Origin of the sequence: Streptomyces albidicamelliae (assembly GCF_025642175.1) — a bacterium.
Taxonomy (GTDB): Bacteria; Actinomycetota; Actinomycetes; order Streptomycetales; family Streptomycetaceae; genus Streptomyces; species Streptomyces albidocamelliae.
On the sequence record NZ_CP106795.1, the window covers coordinates 3963271 to 3976364 of the forward strand.

At 71.6% G+C, this 13094-nt stretch carries 14 protein-coding genes and 1 pseudogene; 6 read left to right on the plus strand and 9 right to left on the minus strand.

Features of this window, described 5'->3' with window-relative positions; genetic code table 11:
* The first annotated feature begins 26 nt into the window (after nt 1–26).
* Complete coding sequence (locus N8I86_RS18295) at nt 27–1433, plus strand: glutamate decarboxylase (protein WP_263278240.1); 1407 nt, start codon at nt 27–29, stop codon at nt 1431–1433.
* A gap of 20 nt (nt 1434–1453) precedes the next feature.
* Here N8I86_RS18295 and N8I86_RS18300 read toward each other — a convergent pair whose 3' ends face one another.
* The 4 genes from N8I86_RS18300 to N8I86_RS18315 form a co-directional block, all read right to left on the minus strand.
* Nucleotides 1454–2095 carry a PadR family transcriptional regulator gene (locus N8I86_RS18300; RefSeq protein ID WP_123437487.1) on the minus strand — a complete coding sequence of 214 codons (642 nt, stop codon included), beginning with the start codon at nt 2093–2095 and terminating at the stop codon, nt 1454–1456.
* Between the two features lie 24 nt (nt 2096–2119).
* A complete protein-coding gene (locus N8I86_RS18305) occupies nt 2120–2659 on the minus strand; it encodes a DinB family protein (protein WP_073901129.1) in 540 nt (179 codons plus the stop codon).
* Between the two features lie 134 nt (nt 2660–2793).
* Nucleotides 2794–4254: an aldehyde dehydrogenase family protein gene (locus N8I86_RS18310; RefSeq protein ID WP_073901131.1), complete on the minus strand. Its 1461-nt coding sequence runs from the start codon at nt 4252–4254 to the stop codon at nt 2794–2796.
* A gap of 109 nt (nt 4255–4363) precedes the next feature.
* On the minus strand, nt 4364–5188 hold the full coding sequence (locus N8I86_RS18315) for a helix-turn-helix domain-containing protein (protein ID WP_073901297.1): 825 nt from the start codon (nt 5186–5188) through the stop codon (nt 4364–4366).
* 365 nt (nt 5189–5553) lie between these two features.
* Here N8I86_RS18315 and N8I86_RS18320 point away from each other — a divergent pair, with 365 nt between their 5' ends.
* Nucleotides 5554–6030, plus strand: a complete 477-nt coding sequence (locus N8I86_RS18320) for an ATP-binding protein (protein ID WP_263278241.1) — start codon at nt 5554–5556, stop codon at nt 6028–6030.
* Nucleotides 6031–6129: 99 nt separating this feature from the next.
* On the opposite strand, the gene N8I86_RS18325 is transcribed toward N8I86_RS18320, so the two are convergent.
* The 4 genes and pseudogenes from N8I86_RS18325 to N8I86_RS18340 all read right to left on the minus strand — a co-directional run bounded on the left by N8I86_RS18325 (nt 6130) and on the right by N8I86_RS18340 (nt 7763).
* Nucleotides 6130–6399 (minus strand): DUF397 domain-containing protein, encoded by a 270-nt coding sequence (locus N8I86_RS18325; protein ID WP_073901134.1) that lies wholly within the window; start codon nt 6397–6399, stop codon nt 6130–6132.
* Nucleotides 6400–6545: 146 nt separating this feature from the next.
* Nucleotides 6546–7028: an SRPBCC family protein gene (locus N8I86_RS18330; RefSeq protein ID WP_073901135.1), complete on the minus strand. Its 483-nt coding sequence runs from the start codon at nt 7026–7028 to the stop codon at nt 6546–6548.
* Nucleotides 7025–7381 carry an ArsR/SmtB family transcription factor gene (locus N8I86_RS18335; protein ID WP_073901136.1) on the minus strand — a complete coding sequence of 119 codons (357 nt, stop codon included), beginning with the start codon at nt 7379–7381 and terminating at the stop codon, nt 7025–7027. Before N8I86_RS18335 ends, N8I86_RS18330 begins: the two co-directional genes overlap by 4 nt.
* 11 nt (nt 7382–7392) lie before the next feature.
* A pseudogene (locus tag N8I86_RS18340) lies at nt 7393–7763 on the minus strand (VOC family protein).
* 229 nt (nt 7764–7992) lie between these two features.
* Here N8I86_RS18340 and N8I86_RS18345 point away from each other — a divergent pair.
* Both N8I86_RS18345 and N8I86_RS18350 read left to right on the plus strand, forming a co-directional pair.
* Nucleotides 7993–8478 (plus strand): hypothetical protein, encoded by a 486-nt coding sequence (locus tag N8I86_RS18345; RefSeq protein ID WP_241841373.1) that lies wholly within the window; start codon nt 7993–7995, stop codon nt 8476–8478.
* 191 nt (nt 8479–8669) lie between these two features.
* Nucleotides 8670–9179 carry a DUF4232 domain-containing protein gene (locus N8I86_RS18350; RefSeq protein WP_263278243.1) on the plus strand — a complete coding sequence of 170 codons (510 nt, stop codon included), beginning with the start codon at nt 8670–8672 and terminating at the stop codon, nt 9177–9179.
* A gap of 14 nt (nt 9180–9193) precedes the next feature.
* Here N8I86_RS18350 and N8I86_RS18355 read toward each other — a convergent pair whose 3' ends face one another.
* Nucleotides 9194–10303 carry a DUF2786 domain-containing protein gene (locus tag N8I86_RS18355; protein WP_263278244.1) on the minus strand — a complete coding sequence of 370 codons (1110 nt, stop codon included), beginning with the start codon at nt 10301–10303 and terminating at the stop codon, nt 9194–9196.
* 235 nt (nt 10304–10538) lie between these two features.
* On the opposite strand from N8I86_RS18355, the gene N8I86_RS18360 reads away from it, so the two are divergent.
* Together N8I86_RS18360 and N8I86_RS18365 are read left to right on the plus strand one after the other, a co-directional pair.
* Nucleotides 10539–11336: a Clp protease N-terminal domain-containing protein gene (locus tag N8I86_RS18360; RefSeq protein ID WP_263278245.1), complete on the plus strand. Its 798-nt coding sequence runs from the start codon at nt 10539–10541 to the stop codon at nt 11334–11336.
* A 47-nt stretch (nt 11337–11383) separates the two neighbouring features.
* Nucleotides 11384–13081, plus strand: a complete 1698-nt coding sequence (locus N8I86_RS18365; protein ID WP_263278246.1) for a bifunctional 3'-5' exonuclease/DNA polymerase — start codon at nt 11384–11386, stop codon at nt 13079–13081.
* Nucleotides 13082–13094 lie beyond the last annotated feature (13 nt).

A 13094-nucleotide genomic window follows, 5' to 3' on the forward strand; every position in this document is an offset into this window, starting at 1 on the left:
CCCCCTCTCCCCCTGGAGGCACGTCCATGGCCCTGCACAAAGGTCCCGAGAAGCACGAGCAGCGGACGGTGTCGGTCAACCCGTTCTTCGGGGAGGCCAACCCCGTCGCCGGCATGACCGAGGCCCCGCCCACGCACCGGCTGCCGGACGGCCCGCTCCCCCCGTCGACCGCCTACCAGCTGGTGCACGACGAGCTGATGCTGGACGGCAACTCCCGGCTGAACCTGGCCACCTTCGTCACCACCTGGATGGAGCCGCAGGCCGGGGTGCTGATGGCGGAGTGCCGGGACAAGAACATGATCGACAAGGACGAGTACCCGCGCACGGCCGAACTGGAGCGGCGCTGCGTGGCGATGCTCGCCGACCTGTGGAACGCGCCGGACCCGTCGGCGGCGGTGGGCTGTTCCACGACCGGTTCGAGCGAGGCGTGCATGCTCGCGGGGATGGCCCTCAAGCGGCGCTGGGCGAAGCGGAACGCCGACCGGTACCCCGGTGCGCGGCCCAATCTGATCATGGGGATCAACGTCCAGGTGTGCTGGGAGAAGTTCTGCAACTTCTGGGAGGTGGAGGCCCGGCTGGTCCCGATGGACGGCGACCGCTACCACCTCGACCCGCAGGCCGCCGCCGAGCTGTGCGACGAGAACACCATCGGGGTCGTGGGCGTCCTCGGCTCGACCTTCGACGGCTCCTACGAGCCGATCGCCGAGCTGTGCGCGGCTCTGGACGCCCTGCAGGAGCGCACCGGCCTGGACGTCCCCGTGCACGTCGACGGGGCCTCGGGCGCCATGGTGGCCCCCTTCCTCGACGAGGGCCTGGTCTGGGACTTCCGCCTGCCGCGGGTGGCGTCGATCAACACCTCCGGGCACAAGTACGGGCTGGTGTACCCGGGTGTCGGCTGGGCGCTGTGGCGGGACAAGGAGGCGCTCCCCGAAGAGCTGGTCTTCCGGGTCAACTACCTGGGCGGGGACATGCCGACCTTCGCGCTGAACTTCTCCCGGCCCGGCGCCCAGGTGGTGGCGCAGTACTACACGTTCCTGCGGCTGGGGCGCGAGGGCTACCGGGCCGTGCAGCAGTCGACGCGGGACGTGGCGACCTCACTGGCCGACCGGATCGCGGCGCTCGGCGACTTCCGGCTCCTCACCCGCGGCGACGAGCTGCCGGTGTTCGCGCTCACCACGGCCGACGACGTCACGGCGTACGACGTCTTCGACGTGTCCCGGCGTGTGCGCGAGAGCGGCTGGCTGGTGCCCGCGTACACCTTCCCGGCGAACCGCGAGGACCTGTCCGTGCTGCGGATCGTGTGCCGCAACGGTTTCTCCCACGACCTGGCCGACCTGTTCCTGGACGACCTGAGCCGGCTGCTGCCGGAGCTGCGCCGGCAGTCGCACCCGCAGACCCGGGACAAGGGGGCGGCCACGAGCTTCCACCACTGACAGCCGGCGGCCGCGTCCGGTCAGCGGTCGTCCTCCGGGTGCCGCTCGCCCGTCGCGTACGGGTTCTCCTGGCCCTCGGCGAGCACGCCGACGAACGGTTCGCCCTCGCCCGCGAACGTGTGGGCACCGTTCTCCAGGCGCTCGACGAGGCCGCGGGTCCACTCGGCCTCGGAGTCGGCCGTGTGGACCCACATGCTCATGATCTCGCCGATGTGGCCGAGCCGTTCGGGTCCTTCGGCGGGCACGTAGTGCTCGGTGACCGAGGAGCGCCACGCCTCGATCCGGCGGGTGCGCTCCTTCAGCAGCGCCACCGCCTCGGCCCTCGGCAGGTCCACCATGAAGCCGAGGGCCGCCGTCTTGACGTCACCGCGCTGGTCGTAGGAGACGAGCGCCTCGCGCAGCAGGGCGAAGTACTCCTCGGTGCCCCGCTCCGTCAGCTCGTACTCCGTGCGCGGCGGCCCTCCGGCGGTGGACGGCGCGATCTCGTGCGCGTGCAGCAGTCCCTGTTTGGCCAGCTGCTTGAGCGCGTGGTAGATCGAGCCCGGTTTGGCCTGGGACCACTCGTGCGCGCCCCAGTACTCCAGGTCGCCCCGCACCTGGTAGCCGTGGGCCCGGCCGTGCTGGCGGACCGCGCCGAGCACGAGGAGACGGATCGCTGACATGCCGTCCAGGTTATGGCCGCGGGGCTAGCCGGCCTGCTCCAGGGCCACCAGCTCGAACGCGGTCTTGCCGTCCAGGGACTCGCGGATGATGTCGGCGTGACCGGCGTGCCGGGCCGTCTCGCGGATCAGGTGCAGGCAGAGCCACCGGAGCGAGACACGGCCCTCCGGCGGGAACCAGGGGTCCGGCGGCAGCGGGAAGGTGTCGTCGAGGCTCGGCGCGGAGCGGATGTACTTCTCCGTGTCGGCGGCCACCTGCTCCCAGTACGCCAGCTGCGAGGCCACCGTCTCGTCGCCGACCAGCTGGAACGTCTCGTGCCAGTTCGTCTCGTCACGGCGCACCGCGGGCGGCTCCTGCCTGGCCCGGGCGAGCCAGCTCTGCTCCACCTCGGCGACGTGCTTGAGCAGGCCGCCGAGCGAGAGCTCGCTGGCGCTGGGACGGGTGCGGGCCTGCTCGTCCGTCAGCCCGAGCAGGGCCCGGCGGATCCCGCCGCGCTGTTCCTCGATGAACGCGAGCAGCGCTCCCCGCTCGTCGCCCTGCGCCTCCGCCGGCACGTGAGTGACCATGACCCGCCGCCTTTCGTGGAATCGGTGCGCCGGGGCCGTTCTCCCCGACACCGACGACGCTACGGGCCATTGCGGTCAGCGGCTGTCCTCAATGGCCCGGGTCCGCGAAAAAGGGCCGGGCCGGGAGTCGCGGGTCAGAACGGGAAGCCGCTGCGGCCGTGCTGGACGGAGATCCACTTGACGGTGGTGAAGGCCTCCAGCGTCGTCTCGCCGTTGAGGCGGCCGATGCCGGACTGCTTCTCCCCGCCGAAGGGGACGAGCGGTTCGTCGTGGACCGTGCCGTCGTTCACGTGGAACATGCCGGTGTCGATCTGCTTGGCGAAGGCGACACCGCGTTCGATGTCGCCCGTGTGGACGGCGCCGCTGAGGCCGTACGGGGTGTCGTTGACGATCCGGACCGCCTCCTCCTCGCCGTCGAACGGGACGAGGAAGACGACCGGTCCGAAGACCTCCTGCCGCAGCAGCGCGGAGTCGGCGGGCAGACCGGTGAGCACACTGGGCTCGACCAGGTTGTCGGTCGTGGAGCCGTGCACGAGGGCCGTGGCGCCCTCGGCGATCGCCTGCCGGACCGTGCCCGAGACGGCGTTCGCCTGCGCCGAGTTGATCACCGGGCCGATGACGGTCTCCGGGTCGCGCGGGTCGCCGACCTTGAGCGTCCTGACCTTGGCGACGAACTTCTCGGTGAACTCGTCGGCCACGGAGGCGTCCACGAGGACCCGGTTGGCGGCCATGCAGACCTGGCCCTGGTGCACGAACCGGCTGAAGACCGCCGCGTCCACCGCGTAGTCGATGTCGGCGTCGTCCAGCACCACCAGGGCGCTGTTCCCGCCGAGTTCGAGTACCGCGCGCTTGAAGTTTTGGGCGCAGACGGTGGCCACGTGCCGGCCGGTCTTGTCGGAGCCGGTGAAGGAGATGACCTTCGGGACGGGATGCTCGATGAACGCGTCGCCGATCTCGGCTATGTCGGTGACGACGACGTTGAGCAGGCCGCCCGGCAGCCCGGCCTCCTCGAAGATCTTCGCGAGCAGGGTGCCGCCGGCGATCGGGGTGTTCTGGTGCGGCTTGAGGACCACGCCGTTGCCGAGCGCGAGGGCCGGGGCGACCGACTTCAGCGACAGCAGGAAGGGGAAGTTGAAGGGGCTGATCACGCCCACCACGCCGACCGGCACCCGGTAGACGCGGTTCTCCTTGCCGTCCGTCGGGGAGGGCAGGAGCCTGCCCTCGGGGCGCAGCGCGAGGTGGATCGACTCGCGCAGGAACTCCTTCGCGAGATGGAGTTCGAAGCCGGCCTTCACGCGCGTGCCGCCCAGTTCCGCGATGATCAGGTCGGCTATCTCCTGCTCGCGGTCCTCGATCAGCCTGAGCGCCCGCTCGAAGACCGCGCGCCGGGTGTAGGGGTTGGTCGCGGCCCACTGCTTCTGGGCGCGGGCGGCGGCCCGGTAGGCCTGGTCCACCTCGTCGACGGTGGCCACCGTGATCGAGGCCAGCTTCTCGTCGTCGTACGGGTTGAAGTCGATCACGTCCCAGGACCCGCTGCCCGGACGCCACTCGCCGTCGATGTACTGCCGGGCCAGGTCGGTGAAGTAGGACGACATGTGATCCCTCAATCGCTAGCGGACACCAGATCTACGCCATGTCTGATCGCACGTCATCCTACTTGTGATCAAAGGGAGTTGAGAGTGTCCTCTCAAGACGAGCGGTCTCTCAGGACAACTGCCGCAGGCCCCGGAGCAGGTCCCGGCTCTCGTCCGGGCCCGGGCTGTCCTGCTGCAGCTCCTTGAGCGCCTGCTCGTACTGGGCGACGTCCTCGCGCTTGTCCAGGTAGAGGGCGCTGGTCAGCTGCTCCAGGTAGACCACGTCGGACAGGTCGGCGTCGGGGAAGCTGAGGATGGTGAAGGCGCCGCTCTCGCCGGAGTGCCCGCCGAAGCCGAACGGCATGACCTGCAGCCGCACGTTGGGCCGCTCGGACAGGTCGATCAGGTGCTGGAGCTGGCCCCGCATCACCTCGCGGTCGCCGTAGGGGCGGCGCAGGGCGGCCTCGTCGAGGACGACGTGGAACTCGGGGGCGTTGTCGGCGAGCAGGTGCTTCTGCCGCTCCAGGCGCAGCGCGACCCGCCGCTCCACGTCGGCGGCGCTCGCGCCCTTCATGCCGCGCCGGACCACGGCGCGGGCGTACTCCTCGGTCTGCAGCAGGCCGTGGACGAACTGCACCTCGTAGGCGCGGAGCAGGGAGGCGGCGCCCTCCAGGCCCACGTAGGTGGGGAACCAGGTGGGCAGGACGTCGGTGTAACTGTGCCACCACCCGGCCACGTTGGCCTCCCGGGCGAGGGAGAGCAGCGACTCGCGCTCGGCCTCGTCGGTGATGCCGTACAGCGTCAGCAGGTCTTCCACGTCTCTGGTCTTGAAGCTCACCCGGCCCAGCTCCATCCGGCTGATCTTCGACTCGGACGCGCGGATCGAGTAACCCGCGGCCTCACGCGTGATCCCCCGTGCCTCACGCAGTCGCCTGAGTTGCGAGCCGAGCAGCATCCGCCGCACCACCGATCCGGGCTCTCCCGCGCTCACGTTCGCCAGCCTCCCCAACCGTCTTCAAGGGCCGCAGTCTGCCACTAAAACACTTCGAGCAGTACTCGTCCGGTTACGGAAACGGAAAGAGTGCGGCCGTTTCTGCCCCTCCGTGCCGGGAAGAGGTCCGGACCACTGGCGGAGGTCTGCGGGAAGATGGCAGAAAAAATGGCCAAGAAGCGGTACGGGCATGACCATTTCGGTCGCGTGCACGTGCATCTGCCCTTGCATCTGCTCTGCGCTTCCGAAACCATGGTGCCGCGCCACCGCTGCCTCGCAACGACCGCGAATTCCCGGGAGTGCCTCGCATGGGAACGAATGGATCGACCATGCTCAAGCCGTTACGGCAGGGCCTTCCGCCTCTGGACCCCACGGCCGTGTCCGATGCCGCCTCCTGCGCCCTGCCCGCCCGTTACGAGGCGGTGCGCGAGGCCCGGCGCTTCACCCGGGGCACCCTCGACCAGTGGGACGTCGGCGACCGCTTCGACGACATATGCCTCGTCGTCTCCGAACTCGTCACCAACGCGCTGCGCCACGCGACGCCGGCCGAGCAGGACAGCGGGGACGAGCGCAACCCGTCCGTGCGGCTGCATCTGCTGCGCTGGACCGAGCGGCTGGTGTGCGCGGTGCGCGACCCGAGCCACGACACGCCGGTGCCGCGCGACTCGGACGACTTCTCGGCCGAGTCGGGGCGGGGCCTGTTCCTGGTCGACTCCTTCGCCGACGGCTGGGGCTGGCACCCGCTCGCGGGCACGCTCCAGGGCAAGGTCGTCTGGGCGATGTTCCGGCTCCTGCCGGCCGGCTGACAGCACGCCGCACGTTCCGACGTACCGGTTCTACGCGCGTCACCCCGGTCCCGGCGGCACCGACATCGTTGCCACCGGGGAGCGCCGCGCACCGGCCGGTCAGCTCGCGATCAGATGGTCGAACTCGCCGTCCTTGACGCCGAGGAGCATGGCCTCGATCTCCGCGCGCGTGTAGACGAGCGCCGGTCCGTCCGGGAATCGCGAGTTGCGTACGGCGACCTCACCACCCGGCAACCGCGCGAACTCCACACAGGACCCTTGCGAGTTGCTGTGCCTGCTCTTCTGCCAGGCCACTCCGTCCAGCTGCGTGGCAGCCATGCCGTTGTGCACGTCGTACCCCCCGTAAACGCCGTCAACGTCGCGGTCCACAGGTCGCTCCCCGGTGGTGCGTTGGCTGATGTGGCCATAGATGCTGTAGTCAACTGATGCGGATCATAGCCCCGTTCACGTGCAGTTGCATGAGCAGATGCACGTGCACGCGTAGTGGTGCCGCGGTTACAGCTTTGACGAGCGCTTTACCCGAGCCGTCCCAGCACCTGCCCGAGAGCAGGCATGACATGCCCTCTCCAGCCCCCGTCCATGATCTTCCGCGCCATCGTCTGCGCCGGATCGTCCGGATCGAACCCCTCGTGCACTAGGAAGAGACGCGTACCGCGCCCTTCCTGTTCCAGGGTCCAGGTAATGGTCCAGTCCGCGGGATTGGCCGGATCGGCGTCGGTCCACCGGAGGGACAGCATCCGCTCGGTGTCGTAGGCGAGTACCCGCACCCGGACGACGCCGGAGAAGCGGGAGTTGGGACGCGGGACGGAGGTCATCCGGTACTCGTGGCCCACCTCGAGCCGGAAGCCCTCGGCGCCCGGCATCTGCCAGCGGGCGAGCAGTGCGGGATCGGTGAGGGCGCGCCAGACCTTGGCGGGCGGGTGCGGGAAGAACTGGTCGACGTGGATCGTGGTGAGGTCGCCCGGGTCGTCCCCGTCACCCTCGAACGGTGTGCTCATGGCTGGTCATCGTCGGGCATGCGGTCCAGCAGATCGCCGAGGCCCTTCAACCGCTCCCGCCAGAACCGCTCGTACGGATGGAGCCAGTCCTGCACCTCGGCGAGCGGGGCCGCCTCCAGGCGGTAGATCCGCTGCCGTCCCGAGCGCTGCTCGGAGACGAGGCCGGCCTCCCGGAGCACCTTGAGGTGTTCCGAGAGGCTGGGGCGGCGCATGTCGAAGTGGTCGGCCAGCGCCTGCACGGGCTGCGGTCCGCGTTCGCGCAGCAGGCGCAGGACCTCGCGGCGGGTGGCGTTCGCGAGCGCGGCGAAGACACGGTCCTGCGCGGCGGCCTCTCGGACCCCGGCTACGGGCATGTCCGGCCTTTCTACTGGTGGGCCTCCGTGAGCAGCATCAGACCGTTGCCGTCCGGGTCCCGGAAGGAGGCCATCCGCCCCCAGGGGTGGTCGTCCGGACCCCTCACCTCTGCACCCGCCTCGGTGAGCCTGGCGCAGTCGGCGTCGACATCGGTCGTCACCAACATGATCCCCCGGGCCGAGCCGGGCTCGAAATCCCCCATGCCCGGCCCCGAGAGCGTGAAGACGGTCCGCGCGCCCCGGGGCGCGACCTGAAGCCACCGCCCGGGCGGCATCGGAAGGTCGGCGGTGACCTCGAAGCCGAGGACGTCCCGGTAGAAGCGGAGGCTCGGTCCTGGTCGGCGACGGGAAGGGTGACGAAGGAGGCGTGGGTGATGTGCATGGGACACACGATAGGTAGGCTTTCTCCTACTAGTCAAGCGTAGGAGAATCCCTACCCATCGCGAACGGGCTGCGAGCCGAGGCCGGGACCGCCGGGGGGATGCAGGCCGCTGCCCGGGAGGGAACGGGTCCGGCAGCCGCCTCCTCCGAGGGCTGCGGGCTCCTGCTGGTAGCTTGCTGCGGGCCGTCCGGCCGAGGGCGTCCGCCCGCTACAGCATGGGAGCTTTCCGGTGACTTCTGCGAGTGCGCGAGTGCGGAGCGCGGCCCTGGCCGCGGCGGTGGCGGGCGCGCTGACACTGACGGCGTGCAGCGGCGGCGACTCGGGGAACGGCTCACCGTCCCCCTCCCCGTCGGACGCCTCCAAGGCTCCTTCGTCGGGCTCCTCCGCCGTGACCGGCGCCTCCGACGAACTGCAGGGCAGCTGGATCACCACGACGGGCGGCAAGGTCGTGGCCCTGGTGATCACCGGGAAGCAGGCCGGCGTCTTCGCGACCGGCGGGACCGTGTGCAGCGGTACCGCGGGCAGCGAGGCGGGCATGCGGATGATCCACCTGACCTGCGCCGACGGCAGCAAGGACCGGGTCACCGGCATGGTCGACCAGGTCGGCGCCAAGACCATGAAGGTCACCTGGTCGGGCAAGCTCGGCCAGGAGACGTACAGCAAGGCCGAGGGCGGCAAGCTGCCGTCGGGACTGCCGACCGCGTTCACGCAGTGACGTACGGCACCCTCGGCGGTGCACCGAATGGCGGTGCACCCGAAAAGGTGATCCGCTGACCGGGTGGACGCCCTGCGGCGGCGCTCCGGCGGGGCACCGGAAGCGGTGATCCGGGAGGGGCGCGCGATCGGAGCCCGAGCGCAGGCGCCATGATGCTTGTGGCACCGTCACGATCTCGTTGAGGACCGCTCATGCGCGCATTTCCGCTCACCGTCACCGCCCTCGCCGCCGCCCTGCTGCTCACCGCCTGCGACGACGGCGGCGGCAAGAGCACCGACAAGAACAGCTCCGCCTGCGAGATCGGCGGGGTCTCGGTGCAGATCGGGTCGGCGAGCGTCGCACCGGCCGCCGGTGACGCCGGTGAGGTGCCGGTCAGCATCACCAACCAGAGCACCCCCTGCACCCTGGACGACTTCCCGGGCGCGGTGCTGGAAGCCGGCACCGCCAAGGAGAAGCTGCCCGTGCTCGCGGGTGCCAAGGCGCAGAAGCTGAAGCTCGCCAAGGGCGACTCGGCGTCCTTCACCATCGCCTACGTCCGCGGCAAGGAGGGCGACGCGAACGCGGTGGCGGCCAAGACGGTGACGATCGCCCTGCCCGGCTCCGCGACGACCCGGAGCTTCCCCTGGTCCTACGGCCCCGTCGCCCTCAAGGGCAGCGGGCCGGACGCCTCCGTCAGCGCCTTCCAGCAGGTCGGGGACTGAGGCGGGCGCAGGCCTCAGGGCAGCCGGTGGCGGCGCTCGACCTGGGCCCGGTCGGCCGCGGCCGTGCCCTCCGTCCAGCCCGCCGCGTCGCTCACGCCCCGCATCCGTGTCGTGGTGGTCTCGGGGAACATGCGCTCCAGGCGGCCGGTGACGGCCACCTCGCGCGTGGCCAGCACCGGCAGCAGATCCCGGGTCACCTGGGTCTCGGCGACGGCAGCGAGCCGGTCGCCGACGCGGTGGGCGTAAGCGGCCAGGAAGGACTGCCTGAAAGTCTTGGTCCGCTTCCGTCCGCCGGCTCTCTGGGTCGCCTCCGCCCTGGCCATCGCGTGCGTGGCCTGCACCAGCAGCGAGGTGTGGAGCAGCTCGACCGCCTCCAGGTCGGCCTCGAACCCGACGACCGTGGAGAAGCCGAGCGGTTCGTTCCACACCGCGCGGCAGTGGTTGGCGGTGGCCACGGCGTCCAGCAGGACCGCCTTGGCCTGCTCGTAGGGCGGCTCGACACCGATCCGGCAGGCACCGGGCGTGTCCGGCTCGGGCGCCCCCGCGGCGAGCAGGGCCTCGTCGACGCTGTGCCGGGCCATCAGTTCCTGCGCCTTGGCGCTGAGCGCCTCGGCCTCCTCCGGGTAGCCGGTCGCCTCGGCCTTGGCGAGCAGCGCGCGGATACGGGTGAGCATGCGGGAGGCGCCGGGGCCGGGTGCGCGGCGGGACTCGTCGTCCAGCGGCTCCAGGGCGGGCAGGCGCAGCAGCAGGCGGTACAGCTCCAGGACGGCCGTGGCGTGCGAGAAGCGGTCCGCCCCGCGCGCGCGGCCTTCGGGCAGCGCCTCCAGCTGGGCGGCCCAGCGGCGTCCGCGCGGGCGGTCACGGCCGGCCTGCGCCCGGATCAGCGCGGCGGCCAGGCCGACGTGCGTCTCGTCCAGCTCGCGCCGCACCAGCCGGACCACGTCGGCGGGCTGCCAGCCGCGCTGCCAGGCGGCGGCCGTGAACTCCTCGCCCCGCCGCGCGAGTTCGGCGTCCGCCGCGGGGTCGGCGGCGAGCAGGGAGGCGCCGGTGTCGAGGCCGGTGTCGGTGTCGTCGTACAGGGCGGCCCGGAAGGCGCGCTCGACGGTGCTGGCAGTGCTGGTCACGCCGTCGATCGTGCCATGGCCCGCCGACAGTGCGCGGAGTCCGTCCACAGCCTGTGGACAACTTCTCGGTGCGGGGAGTGCGGAGGGCGGATCCTGGCCCGGATATGAGGCCGCGCCCCCGGAGCTCCGGCGGCCGGACACCCCTACCGACGGGCAGGCACGGGCACGCGCGGGCACCCCAAATAGCTGTCAACCATCGGTTGACAGCCCCACAGGCGCAACCTACGGTTGACACATGGCGACCAACCGGAACACCACGGCGACCGTGCGCCTCGACGACCTGATCGAGGCCATCAAGAAGGCCCACACCGAGCCCCTCGAACAGCTCCAGGACGCGGTGATCGCCGCCGATCACCTCGGAGACGTGGCCGACCACCTCATCGGCCACTTCGTCGACCAGGCCCGCCGCTCCGGCGCGTCCTGGACCGACATCGGCAGGAGCATGGGCGTGACCCGGCAGGCGGCACAGAAGCGGTTCGTGCCGAAGGAGTCCGCCGACCTCGACCTCAGCCAGGGCTTCAGCCGCTACACCCCACGCGCGCGGAACGTGGTCATGGCCGCGCACAGCGAGGCCGTCGCCGCCCGTACCCCGGAAGGCCGGCCGGAGCACCTGGCCCTCGGGCTGCTGGCCGAGCCGGACGGCCTCGCCGCGAAGGCGATCACCGCCCAGGGCGTCCTCCTGGACGCCGTACGGCAGGCCGCCGGCGCCGCGCTCCCGCCGGCCGCGGACGACGTCCCGGACCTGATCCCCTACGGCCCCGACGCCAAGAAGGTCCTGGAACTCACCTTCCGCGAGGCCCTGCGGCTGGGCCACAACTACATCGGCACCGAGCACATCCTGCTGGCCCTCCTGGAGCACGAGAACGGCGAGGGAGTCCTCAGCGGCCTCGGCATCACCAAGGCGGCGACCGAGGAGTACGTCGGCAAGGTGCTGGCCCTGCTGCTGGAGCAGAAGGCGGAGGCGGCCAAGGCGGCGGAGGCGGCGGAGGCGGCCGGTTCGGCGACCGCCGACACGGAGTCCACGGAGGACTGAAACCGCAGGTCAGACCCATTGTCAGAGCTGCGTGCCACACTCGCGTCATGACCGACCGGTGGGCGCTCGCACCGGCCGAGGACGGTGGCGTGGACGTCGCCCCCCTCGGCCCGGACGGGCTGCCCGCCGGGCCGGTGCGGCGGGAGAGCGATCTCGCCGGGGCGGTGCGGAGCCGCCCGGAGGTGACGCGCTGGGTGTGGCGGTCCACCCCCGAGGTCTACCCGCGTCTGCTCGCCACGGGGGTGCGAGTGGAGCGGTGCTACGACGTCGAGGACGCCGAGACCCTGCTGCTGGGCCACGAGGGCAGGTACGGCGAGCCACGCTCTGCCGCCGCCGCCCTGGCCCGCCTCCGCGGCGGCCCCGTACCACCCGACCCGCCGCAGCGCGCGGCCGAACCCGGCGCCCAGCCCCCGCTGTTCGAACCCACCGGCACCCGTCTGCCCCTGACCGACCTCCTCGCCGTCTACGCCGAACAGCAGCGGCGGCACGGGCAGGCCGCCCACCCCGACCGGATGCGCCTGCTGACGGCCGCCGAGTCCGCCGGGATGCTGGTGGCCGCCGAGCTGAACCACACGGGGCTGCCCTGGAGCGCGCCGGTCCACCGCGAGCTGCTCCACGGCCTGCTCGGCGACCGGTACACGGGCGGGGGCGAACCGCGCCGCCTGGCCGAGCTGGCGGACGAGGTGTCCGCCGCCTTCGGCCGCCGAGTGCGGCCGGACCTGCCGGCCGACGTGACGAAGGCCTTCGCGCAGGCCGGGATCAAGGTGAGATCCACCCGCCGCTGGGAGCTCGAGTCCGTCGACCACCCGGCCGTCGAACCCCTGCTGGAGTACAAGAAGCTGTACCGCATCTGGGTGGCGCACGGCTGGTCCTGGCTGCAGGACTGGGTCCGCGACGGCCGCTTCCGGCCCGAGTTCCACGCCGGCGGGACCGTCACCGGGCGCTGGGTGACCAACGGGGGCGGCGCCCTGCAGATCCCCAAGGTGATCCGCCGGGCCGTGGTCGCCGACCCCGGCTGGCGGCTCGTGGTGGCCGACGCCGACCAGATGGAGCCGCGGGTCCTGGCCGCCATCTCCCGCGACCCCGGTCTGATGGAGGTGGCCGGCCGCGAGAGCGACCTGTACCAGTCCGTCTCCGACCGCGCCTTCTCCGGCGACCGGAACCAGGCCAAGCTCGCCGTCCTCGGCGCGGTCTACGGCCAGACCTCCGGAGACGGCCTGAAGAACCTGGCCGCGCTGCGCCGCCGCTTCCCGAGAGCCGTCGCCTACGTCGACGACGCGGCACGCGCGGGTGAGGAGGGCCGCCTGGTGCGCACCTGGCTCGGCCGGACCTGTCCGCCCGCCGCCGGCGCGGGCGGGGACGCGGCGGAGGAGGCCGGCATCCCCGTCGGCGAGGACGACACCGAGACGCAGGCCGAGAGCCAGGGCTGGGTCCCCGGCTACGCCTCCGCGAACTCCCGAGCGCGGGGCCGCTTCGCGCGGAACTTCGTCGTGCAGGGCAGCGCCGCCGACTGGGCCCTGCTACTGCTCGCCGCGCTGCGCCGGGCCTGCGCCGGCCTCAAGGCCGAACTGGTCTTCTTCCAGCACGACGAGGTGATCGTGCACTGCCCCGCCGAGGAGGCCGACGCCGTCGTCCGGGCCATCCGCGAGTCCGCCGACCTCGCCGGACGGCTGACCTTCGGCGAGACACCGGTGCGGTTCCCGTTCACCACGGCGGTGGTGGAGTGCTACGCCGACGCCAAGTGAGCACGGTACGGCG

Bases quoted from the DNA above. Each gene is read 5' to 3' on its own strand.
- N8I86_RS18295 (WP_263278240.1), top strand. From the start codon at position 27: ATGGCCCTGCACAAAGGTCCCGAGAAGCACGAGCAGCGGACGGTGTCG.
- N8I86_RS18300 (WP_123437487.1), bottom strand. From the start codon at position 2,095: ATGTCAGCGATCCGTCTCCTCGTGCTCGGCGCGGTCCGCCAGCACGGC.
- N8I86_RS18305 (WP_073901129.1), bottom strand. From the start codon at position 2,659: ATGGTCACTCACGTGCCGGCGGAGGCGCAGGGCGACGAGCGGGGAGCG.
- N8I86_RS18310 (WP_073901131.1), bottom strand. From the start codon at position 4,254: ATGTCGTCCTACTTCACCGACCTGGCCCGGCAGTACATCGACGGCGAG.
- N8I86_RS18315 (WP_073901297.1), bottom strand. From the start codon at position 5,188: ATGCTGCTCGGCTCGCAACTCAGGCGACTGCGTGAGGCACGGGGGATC.
- N8I86_RS18320 (WP_263278241.1), top strand. From the start codon at position 5,554: ATGCTCAAGCCGTTACGGCAGGGCCTTCCGCCTCTGGACCCCACGGCC.
- N8I86_RS18330 (WP_073901135.1), bottom strand. From the start codon at position 7,028: ATGAGCACACCGTTCGAGGGTGACGGGGACGACCCGGGCGACCTCACC.
- N8I86_RS18335 (WP_073901136.1), bottom strand. From the start codon at position 7,381: ATGCCCGTAGCCGGGGTCCGAGAGGCCGCCGCGCAGGACCGTGTCTTC.
- N8I86_RS18350 (WP_263278243.1), top strand. From the start codon at position 8,670: ATGCGCGCATTTCCGCTCACCGTCACCGCCCTCGCCGCCGCCCTGCTG.
- N8I86_RS18360 (WP_263278245.1), top strand. From the start codon at position 10,539: ATGGCGACCAACCGGAACACCACGGCGACCGTGCGCCTCGACGACCTG.
- N8I86_RS18365 (WP_263278246.1), top strand. From the start codon at position 11,384: ATGACCGACCGGTGGGCGCTCGCACCGGCCGAGGACGGTGGCGTGGAC.